This window comes from Desulfuromonadales bacterium (assembly GCA_035620395.1).
GTDB lineage: Bacteria > Desulfobacterota > Desulfuromonadia > Desulfuromonadales > DASPGW01 > DASPGW01.
The window spans coordinates 1-8,726 of record DASPGW010000066.1 but is presented as its reverse complement, the minus strand read 5'-3'; the positions used below and the strand labels follow the sequence as shown (position 1 = coordinate 8,726).

The window sequence follows — 8,726 nt, the reverse complement described above, 5'->3', positions numbered from 1 at the left end:
TAGTCGAAGGGCTTCAGCGTCGCCGAGAACCCCACTACCTGCTCGTAGCCGCCGTAGCAATCCTCCAGCATTGCCGAGGCGTCGCAGCAGGTGATCTTCACCGTGCCGCCGGTCGGATGCGGATGGAAAGTGGTGAAGAACTCCTGCCGGTCGGGATCGCCGGCATACTGCAGGGCTTCGGTGAATTCGGACCAGTAGAAGCAGAGGCGCAGGACCATGTCCTGCTGGCGGATCTCCACGTCGGAATCGAGATAGCGGGAGAGGAAGGCGCGCAGCCTCGCCTCCTGCTCCAGAAAACGATCCCCGGGCGGATCGATCCGCATCGGCCCCGTTCTCTCCCCCGGCCGGCAGGATGCGACGGTCTGGAGGCAGCCGTCGAGAAGCTCTGCCGCCTCGCTCCGGAAGCGGGCAGGGAGCTCCCGGAGCTCCTCGCGCATCCGCTCCAGCGTGACGGAGGAGAGGGACGGCGAGTAGTAGTCCATGGCCCTGGCCGGGAGGTTGTGGGCTTCGTCGATCACCAGGTTGGGCTTTCCCGTCTGGTCGACGCCGAGGTCCCGCACGCGGCCCAGCGCCGAGCGCGGGGCGAAGACGTAGTTGTAATCGCAGATGACGACATCCGCCTCCCGGGCTGCCTCCAGCTGCAGTTCGAAGGGGCAGACCTGGTACTTCTCGCCCAGTTCGCGAAAGACCCGGGCTTTCAGCGTCCGCCTTTTTGCCAGGAGTTCGGGGAGGCCGTGCGCCAGCAGCTTCCCGTAGTAGTCGCGGGCATACTCGCAGTATTCGGGGCTGCACAGCGGCTCGGCCTTGAAACAGATTTTCGCCTTGGCGGTGAGCGAGAGGGATTTGACGCGGGCGCCCGTCTGCTGAAAGCGGCTGACCGCGTCCTCGGCCACCGAGTGCTGGCTGTTTTTCGGCGTGACGTAGACCACTCGCTGCCCCCGGCCCAGCGCTTCCTTGAGCACGGGGTAGAGGACGCCGACCGTCTTGCCGAGTCCCGTGGGCGCCTGGACGAGCACCGGCCTGCCCGCGGCCATCCCCTGCCCGATCTCCTGCATCAGTTCGATCTGGCCGGGACGCGGGCTGGCGAAGGGGAACGGGAAGCAGGCCGCGATCTTCCGCCGCCGGGCGGCCCGCTTCTCGGCCTGTCTCGCTTCAATCGCGAGTTCGTCCAGACGCCCGTCCAGCCATTTTTCGTAGCGAGGGAGATCGAGGGCGAGGTCGAGATCCCGGGATTCGCCGCCGCGGGAGGAGACGAGGTGGAAGGAGAGTGCGGGAAGGACGCCGTGCTGGCGCCGGTAGAAGTAGCCGTAGCTCAGCAGCTGCAGGCCGTAGGGATGCTCCAGCGGCTGGTCCGCGAGGCAGCGGGCCAGCTCATGGATGTTGAAACCGGACTTGATTTCCTCGATTCTGGGCGGGTCGTGCCGGAAGAGCCCGTCTATCCGGCCGTCGATCCGGAAGCGGTACCCTTCCCGCTCGAACAGGCCGCTCACCGGCACTTCGGCCTGGTACAGGGGATCGGCCTTCGCCCTTTTCTTCTGCACCCGGACGTGGATCTCCTGGCCGTCGGCTGCCGCTCGCCCGTACCCCGAATGCGCTTCGATGCTGCCGGTGCGGGGGACCGGCAAGGCAAAATCGACCAGCGGGATGGTGATGAGTTTAGGCACAGCTACGGATTTTACCGCAGGAAATTGATGAACAGGGTCGCCGTGCCGAAATAGATGAGGATGCCGGTGATGTCGTTGGCAGTCTGCACGAAGGGGCTGGAGGCGATGGCCGGGTCGATGCCGACCTTCTTGAAGAAGGAGGTGGCGAGCACCCCCATGGTGGCGGCGACGGTCATGGCCGTCACCATCGCCAGGCCGACCACCAGTCCCAGGTAGGGGTTATGATGCCAGCCGATGGCAACCAGACCGACCACCACCCCGCAGACCGCGCCCATGATCATGCCGACCCGCAGCTCCTTGTAAAAAACCTGGCGCAGCGTGGATAGGTCGATGCGGCCGGTTGCGAAGCCGCGCACGACGATGGTCGCCGACTGGCCGCCGACGTTCCCCCCCATGCCGGTGATGACCGGGATGAAGGAGACCAGAACGATGACTTCCTGGAGAGTGGCCCTGAACAGCCACATCAGATAGCCGGTGATCACCCCGCCGAAGAGGTTGGTCACCAGCCAGGGCAGGCGCAGGCGGGCGATCTTGAACGCCCGGAAGCCGTAGAGATGCTCCTCCTCGCTGGCACCGGCCATCTTGTAGATGTCCTCGGTCGCCTCCTGGCGCAGAACGTCGATGACGTCGTCGACGGTGATGATCCCCATCAGCTTGTTCCCCTCGTCGACGACGGGGATGGCGAGGATGTTGTACTTGGCCACCAGCTGCGCCACCTCCTCCTGGTCCATGTCGGTGCGCACGCGGATGACGTCTTTGGTCATGATGTTCTTGAGCTTGGTGGAGGGGGGGACCGTCAGCAGCTGCCGCAGGGAGAGCACCCCCACCAGGTGGCCGTGCTCGTCGGTGACATAGACGTAAAAGACCATCTCCACGTCCTGCGCCTGCTGCAGCGCTTCGATCGCCTCCTTGACGGTCATGTCTTCGTTCAGGGCGAAAACTTCCGTCGACATGATGCCGCCGGCGGTATCCTCCTCGTACTGCAGGAGCTGTTCGATCTCCTCCGAGTGTTCGTCCTGCATGATGCCGAGAATCTCCGCGGCGAGTTCTTCGGGCATGTCGCGGATGATCTCGACGGCGTCGTCGTAGGGCATTTCCTGGAGAACGGCAGTGATGGTCTCCTTGTCGATCTGCTCCAGGAGCTGGGCGCCGGTGGCGGGATCGAGCTCGGAGAGGACGTAGGCCGCCGTCTCGGTGTCGTCGATAAGGTTGAAGAGAATGCGCTGTTCCTTGAGGTCGAGATAGCGGAACAGATGGGCAACGTCGGCGGGGTGGGACTTGGCGACGACCTTGGTGAGGTTGGGGTAGGCGCCGCGGCGGATGAGCTTGCGGACCGTGTCGAGGAGCATCTGCAGCTTTTGGTCCATGGGCCTTACTCCTGAACGGCGGGATAAGATGAAGAAATGCGTAACCTTAACACCGGCCGGCGCAGGCTGTCAACGACGGCGGAGTGCGAAAAAAACTGGCGCAAACAGGGTTGATGGGATGGCTTGGCGGAAGTGAACAGCCTGCCTGGACAGGCAATGGTGGCAGGTGAGCGCTTGAGGAGTTTAACGACAAACCGCAGGGCAATTCACCTGTGGCGTAATGTCAGCAACCAGATCGCACCTTTGAATGTTTATCAATCCATTGCGTTGGTTAGCCACATCTCCCTGGCCTGATCCGGGTTAGATAAATTGTACTTTTTCAGTGGCCGCGGTAACGACGAAAATGCGTTCATTGTTGCTGTTCGGGTCGCAAGGGAAGACAAGAAAACCGGCTCGGTTAGGGTCATAGCCCTGAGTATAACCATACTGGACTTCCCCGTCCCTGAAGTGAATTCGGATCTTCCTGCCAAAACCGGCCCGAACCATGTCGGTTTTTTCTTTATAGCTGGAATCACCTTCGAACCTTTTCACAAAAAAAACAGCTTTGAGGTCCTGGGTGTTGACCTGCTTGACCTCCCCCGCATTCTGCTCCTGAAGGTGAAAGAAGCTCTTATTCGGAAAGAAATTCCCGGTTGTTCCTTTAACTATATTGCCGTCGAAATAATGGACCACCACCAGATTGTTCATTTTCAAGTTACCTTTCTTGGTTGATTCTCCAAAAAAAGCCTTGTGAAATTCCACGCTGTTGAAATATTTGCAATTCCGGCATCATTCTGCAACAGAAAAATATCTGTCTGGCCGAACCCGGCGGTGCCCGGATCCCTGCTTTTTCAGTAAAGCAAATCAACTCTCGAATTTATACCCGACCCCGTAGACCGAATGAATGAGCTCTTCATCCGGCGCAGCGGCGGCCAGCTTTTTCCGCAATTTCTTGATGTGGCTGTCGATGGTGCGGTCGCCGACGGTGCGCTGGTCGGGGTAGATCCGGTCCATGAGCTGGGTGCGGGAGTAGATGCGCCCCGGGTTGGCGGACAGGAAGTGGAGCAGCTTGAACTCCACAGCCGTCAGTTCGAGGTCGTGGCCATGCAGGGTGGCCAGGTAGCGGGATTCGTCCAGGACGAGTCCCTCGGCCTGCAACTGCGCCGCGCCGGCGCGGCGCAGCACCGCCTTGACCCGGGCCACCACCTCGCGGGGGCTGAAGGGCTTGCAGATGTAATCGTCCGCGCCGAGTTCCAGGCCGAGCAGGCGGTCGATCTCCTCGACACGGGCGGTGACCATGACGATCGGCACCGCGGAAAAGCTGCGAATCTCCTTGCAGACCTCCAGGCCGTCCTTGCCCGGCAGCATCAGGTCGAGGAGTATCAGGTCGGGGGCCTGCTCCCGCACCCGGGGCGCCACCTCCAGGCCGTTGTCCAGCCGGCTGGCCTCGAATCCCGCCTGCTGCAGGTAATCGCTGAGCAGCGACGCCAGTTTCGGTTCGTCCTCGACGATCAGAATTCTTCCGCTCATAGGCTTCCCTCCGTGACCGGCAGCACGACCGTGATCCACACCCCCCCCAGGGGCGAGGGTTTGGCCGTGATCGTTCCCTCGTGGGCTTCGACGATGTTGCGGCAGATCGCCAGACCGAGCCCCGCCCCGCCGGTCGCCCGACTGCGCGAACTCTCCACCCGGTAGAGCCGGTCGAAGAGCCGGCCGATCTCGGCCTCGGGAACGCCAGGGGCGCTGTCCATGAAATGGATGGTGGCGACCCCCTGGCCGCTCTCCAGCCGGATTTCGAGCCGGCCTTCCGCCTCGGTATATTTCAGCGAATTGTCCAGCAGATTGTTGAACAGTTGATGCAGCCGCTCGGGGTCGGCAAAAACGTGAATCGCCGGCGCTGACGGGAAATCGGCCGTCAGCGCGATTCCCTTACCTTCGAACCGGGAGCGAAAAGCGTCGGCAGCCTCCTGCAACTCTTCGCCGAGATTCACGTTGCATTTGCGGTAGGTCAGGGCGCCGACATCGGAGAGGGCAAGCTGGTGCAGATCGTCCACCATCCGGCTGAGACGCATCACCTCGGCATGCAGCGAATGCAGGGTCTCGGGAGTGGTCCGGCGCACCCCGTCCTGCAGGGCTTCGACCTCCCCGCGCAGCACGGCCAGTGGCGTGCGCAGTTCGTGGGAGATGTCGGCCACCCACTGGCGGCGCGCCTGTTCGTTCTTCTCCAGGGTCAGCGCCAGGCTGTTGAAGTCCCGGGCGAGCTGCCCCAGTTCGTCGGTTGCCGCGACCGGCACGCGGATGGCGTATTCCCCGGCCGAGAGACGGCGGGTGGCGGCGGCCAGAGCCCGGATCGGACGCACCAGGCGCTTGGCGAGCGGCAGGGCGATCAGCGCCGAGACCAGCAGCGTCACCCCGGCGATCAGGGCCAGCGCCAGCTTCTGCTGCCGGACGAACTGCAGCTGGTGGACATCATAGGCGCTCCGGCGCGGCACCAGGCCGAGATAACCGACGGTCTTCCCCTCCAACTGCAGCGGCCGCAAATCGACCTCCCCTGCCCTTTCCGCAGGCCCGAACAGCGGCTGCCGGGCGGCATCGAGCAGCAGGACGCGCCGCTCGAACGGCAGAGCCCGGGGCGGCTGACCCGGCTCCGGCGGCCGCTGTTCCCTCTCCAGCCAGCGCTCCAGGCGCCGTTCCTGACGTTTCAACTGCTCGGGATCGGTCAAACCCGGCGGGAGGGTCCGGATCATCAGCCGCAGCCAGGTGATCGGCTCGGCGCGCAGAAAATCCCAGCTGCCCCGATCGGCGTAGGCCTGTTCGAGTTCCGTGGCCAGGATTTCCAGGCGCTCCTGCTCGAGGGTGTTGACGTAGCGGAGAAAACCCCGGTCGATGCTCCACTGCACAATCAGCCACATGCAGAGGACGACGGCGGCGGTGCCTGCGAGCATGGAAAGGAACAACCGGTACTTGATGCCGAGCTTCATCTTGATCCCACCTTCAACTGATGTTCATCTTTTTCCTACCACAAATTCCGCCGGAAAAACACCGGCAACCCGTCCCGCCCGGCAATTTCCACATTTCTTCCATATTTGCGCCACATTTGCGCGGTATTCATTGACTCAACAGAAGAGGAAGCCGGAAACAACACAGACACTCAGGAGGACATCATGAAAAAGACCAGAATGTCGATTGCAGCGTCGGGCAGGTTCGTAGTGGTGCCGCTTCTGGCCGTCGGGTTGCTCCTTGCCGGGAACAGCCCCTCCTGGGCCGATCGGGACGGTCGCCGGGATCGGCATGAAAATCGTTACGAGGAGCGGTACGAAAACTGGAAGGACCGCCGCCACGACGACCGTCACGACGGCAGGTTCGAAAAAAGGGGTGACCACCGGAAGCATAAGGTGACGGTGATCCGGGAGCTGCCCCGCGGCTACAAAACCGTGGTGATCGACAGGACCCCTTATTACGTCCATGAGCATCGCTATTACAGCCGGGTGCACAACGGCTACGCCCTGGTCGGGCCGCCCGTCGGGGCCGTGTTTGCAACGCTGCCGTTCGGTTCGATCAGCGTCAATATCGGCGGGAATTTCTTCTATCGGACCGAAGACGTTTACTACCGGCCAACCCCCCGGGGCTACGTCGTAGTCGACCCCCGATCCCGATACATCGCCGAGACATCATGGTATGGGCATTGGCGCTGAACGCCCGGACCGGAACTGAACATTATCAACCCATGGGGCAGTGCCCCGCAGCCAAGGAGAGTACGCCATGAAAAAATCGTTTCTCGTCGTCACCGTCCTCACCGCCGCCCTCGTCGGCGGCCTGTTCTTCCACTCCCCGCAAGTCAACGCCGCCCCCGCTGGAGATTCCCCGCGGCTGGAGCGCGGCGAGCGCCATGAAAAAGGCGGCGAGCACTTTCTGGCCCGCATGACTGAAGTCCTCAACCTGAGCGCCGAGCAGCAGGAAAAGATCAAGGCGATCATGGAAGAACACCGGAACAAGGTCGCGCCGCTGCGGCAGAGCCTCGACGAAAACCGGGACAAACTGCGCCAGGCGGCCAAGGCCGACAACTTCGACGAAGCCGCGGTCCGCGCTCTGGCCACAAGCCAGGCGACCACCAAGACCGAACTGATCGTCGAACGGACCCGGATGCAGAGCCGGATCCATGCCCTGCTGACCCCGGAACAGCGCAAGCTGGCGGAAGAAATGCTGGACCGCCGAATGGAACACCGGGGTGGCGGTCACCACGGAAAACGGGGTAAGTAGCGGGGGTAGTAGCGCCAGGCTTCATCCAGCCTAAAAACAGACGAGGCCCACGGGATTTTCCCGGGGCCTCGTCTGTTTCTCACTCAACTCTCAACCCTCATCGGACCTTCACGCCGCCAGCTTCGCCTCGTAGCTCTCCACCAGCCGCTGACATTTCTCCTCCAGGCCGGGGGTCTTCGCCACGGCTGCGGCGTAGGCCTCGACCATGGCCGGGCGCAGGGTTTCGGGGAGAATGCGCTCGGCCAGCGGGTAGAGGATGGTGTCTTCCTTGTCGATGTGGTCGCGCAGCAGGGCGATGTAGCCGCGGGCGTTTTCGGCGATCTCCGCCACCGGCGCCGGCTCGCCGGCGAGGGCTCGCCTGGCCGCCTGCTCCATGCCCCGGACGAAGGCGCGACCCTGGTCGTGGGCCATCAGCATCGCCGCCACCGGCGAATTCTGCTCGGGCATGCCGTTCGCCACCAGCGCCTGGAACAGGACGTCCTCTTCCTTGGCATGGTGAAAGCGGTCGGCGTAGTGGCGGATGAAGTCGACGCCGGCGAGGAAGAAGTTCCAGTCGGCGAAGCGTCCAGCCTCCAGCAGTTCCACGTTTTTTTCGAGCAGCGCGATCATCCGCAGGATCAGTTTGTGCTCCTCGACCATCACCGCCGTCACGTCGGTCTTCATCTCAGCTCCTCCTTTCGCCGTCGACACCGAGCACCGCTACCTCGAAGGGGATGTTCTTGCCGGAGGCTTCCAGCGCCCGCTGGGCCATGATCGCCAGGCCGCGGCAGCAGGGGACCTCCATGATGGTGACGGTGAGGGACTTGATGTCGTTCTGCTTGAGCATCTCGGTCAGCTTCTCCAGGTAGGGAGAGGTGTCGTCGAGCTTCGGGCAGGCGTTGACCAGCACCTTGCCCTTGATGAAGTCGCGGTGGTACTCGGCGTAGGCGAAGGGGGTGCAGTCGGCGGCGATCAGCAGGTGCGCATCCTTCAGCCAGGGAGCGAAGGGGGGAACCAGGTGGAGCTGGGTCGGCCACTGGCGCAGCTCTGAGGCGATCCGGCCGGTGGGGACGGCGGTTTCGGTCTCTTTCTTTTCGATGGTGCGCACGTGGGAACCGGGGCAGCCGCAAGCGAGGTTTTTCATGGTGTTTTCTCCTTTTTGTTGGTTATTGATTATCCAGGTATGCGTTGATTTCTTCTTCGATCTTCTGCTCCAGCTCGGCACCGAGGGCGTGGATGGCGACCACGTCCTTGAGCAGGCAGATGCCGACGCCGCAGGTGACGCAGCCGATCTCGTACTTGTTCAGGATTTCCCCGATCCGGGGGTGGTTTTCGATGACGTCCTTGATCTGGGCCGTGCCGAGATTTTCCTTCAGGTTCATGGCTTCGCTCCTTCCTCGATGGTGACTGGAGAATACCCCGTCGCCAAAGGAAACGACATGACCTGGGTCAAAAGCATTTTTTTCCTGAATTTTTT

10 protein-coding genes are annotated in these 8,726 nt (G+C 62.5%); 2 read left to right on the top strand and 8 right to left on the bottom strand.

From position 1 onward, the window contains the following. From VD811_04080 to VD811_04060, 5 genes are all read right to left on the bottom strand, one after another. On the bottom strand, positions 1-1,664 hold a 1,664-nt coding region (locus tag VD811_04080), incomplete at its 3' end, for a DEAD/DEAH box helicase (GenBank protein HXV20157.1). A gap of 11 nt (positions 1,665-1,675) precedes the next feature. Next, positions 1,676-3,031 (bottom strand): magnesium transporter, encoded by a 1,356-nt coding sequence (mgtE, locus tag VD811_04075; protein HXV20156.1) that lies wholly within the window; start codon positions 3,029-3,031, stop codon positions 1,676-1,678. Positions 3,032-3,331: 300 nt separating this feature from the next. Continuing rightward, on the bottom strand, positions 3,332-3,718 hold the full coding sequence (locus VD811_04070) for a hypothetical protein (GenBank protein HXV20155.1): 387 nt from the start codon (positions 3,716-3,718) through the stop codon (positions 3,332-3,334). 156 nt (positions 3,719-3,874) lie between these two features. Continuing rightward, complete coding sequence (locus tag VD811_04065; protein ID HXV20154.1) at positions 3,875-4,540, bottom strand: response regulator; 666 nt, start codon at positions 4,538-4,540, stop codon at positions 3,875-3,877. Beyond that, positions 4,537-5,991, bottom strand: coding sequence for an ATP-binding protein (locus VD811_04060; protein ID HXV20153.1), 1,455 nt, complete (start codon positions 5,989-5,991; stop codon positions 4,537-4,539). The genes VD811_04065 and VD811_04060 overlap by 4 nt, the downstream gene beginning before the upstream one ends. A 183-nt stretch (positions 5,992-6,174) precedes the next feature. Here VD811_04060 and VD811_04055 point away from each other — a divergent pair, with 183 nt between their 5' ends. Then, positions 6,175-6,705, top strand: coding sequence for a DUF6515 family protein (locus tag VD811_04055; GenBank protein HXV20152.1), 531 nt, complete (start codon positions 6,175-6,177; stop codon positions 6,703-6,705). A 67-nt stretch (positions 6,706-6,772) separates the two neighbouring features. Next, positions 6,773-7,270, top strand: a complete 498-nt coding sequence (locus tag VD811_04050) for a Spy/CpxP family protein refolding chaperone (protein ID HXV20151.1) — start codon at positions 6,773-6,775, stop codon at positions 7,268-7,270. Between the two features lie 108 nt (positions 7,271-7,378). On the opposite strand, the gene VD811_04045 is transcribed toward VD811_04050, so the two are convergent. From VD811_04045 to VD811_04035, 3 genes are read right to left on the bottom strand one after another with little or no spacing between them, the layout of a single operon-like run. After that, positions 7,379-7,933 carry a hemerythrin domain-containing protein gene (locus VD811_04045; protein HXV20150.1) on the bottom strand — a complete coding sequence of 185 codons (555 nt, stop codon included), beginning with the start codon at positions 7,931-7,933 and terminating at the stop codon, positions 7,379-7,381. Between the two features lies 1 nt (position 7,934). Further along, positions 7,935-8,393 (bottom strand): iron-sulfur cluster-binding oxidoreductase, encoded by a 459-nt coding sequence (locus VD811_04040; GenBank protein ID HXV20149.1) that lies wholly within the window; start codon positions 8,391-8,393, stop codon positions 7,935-7,937. A 22-nt stretch (positions 8,394-8,415) separates the two neighbouring features. After that, positions 8,416-8,631, bottom strand: a complete 216-nt coding sequence (locus VD811_04035; GenBank protein ID HXV20148.1) for a hypothetical protein — start codon at positions 8,629-8,631, stop codon at positions 8,416-8,418. Between the last annotated feature and the right edge of the window lie 95 nt (positions 8,632-8,726).

Coding starts and splice junctions, on each gene's coding strand:
- mgtE (HXV20156.1), bottom strand. CDS start 3,031: ATGGACCAAAAGCTGCAGATGCTCCTCGACACGGTCCGCAAGCTCATC.
- VD811_04070 (HXV20155.1), bottom strand. CDS start 3,718: ATGAACAATCTGGTGGTGGTCCATTATTTCGACGGCAATATAGTTAAA.
- VD811_04065 (HXV20154.1), bottom strand. CDS start 4,540: ATGAGCGGAAGAATTCTGATCGTCGAGGACGAACCGAAACTGGCGTCG.
- VD811_04060 (HXV20153.1), bottom strand. CDS start 5,991: ATGAAGCTCGGCATCAAGTACCGGTTGTTCCTTTCCATGCTCGCAGGC.
- VD811_04055 (HXV20152.1), top strand. CDS start 6,175: ATGAAAAAGACCAGAATGTCGATTGCAGCGTCGGGCAGGTTCGTAGTG.
- VD811_04050 (HXV20151.1), top strand. CDS start 6,773: ATGAAAAAATCGTTTCTCGTCGTCACCGTCCTCACCGCCGCCCTCGTC.
- VD811_04045 (HXV20150.1), bottom strand. CDS start 7,933: ATGAAGACCGACGTGACGGCGGTGATGGTCGAGGAGCACAAACTGATC.
- VD811_04040 (HXV20149.1), bottom strand. CDS start 8,393: ATGAAAAACCTCGCTTGCGGCTGCCCCGGTTCCCACGTGCGCACCATC.
- VD811_04035 (HXV20148.1), bottom strand. CDS start 8,631: ATGAACCTGAAGGAAAATCTCGGCACGGCCCAGATCAAGGACGTCATC.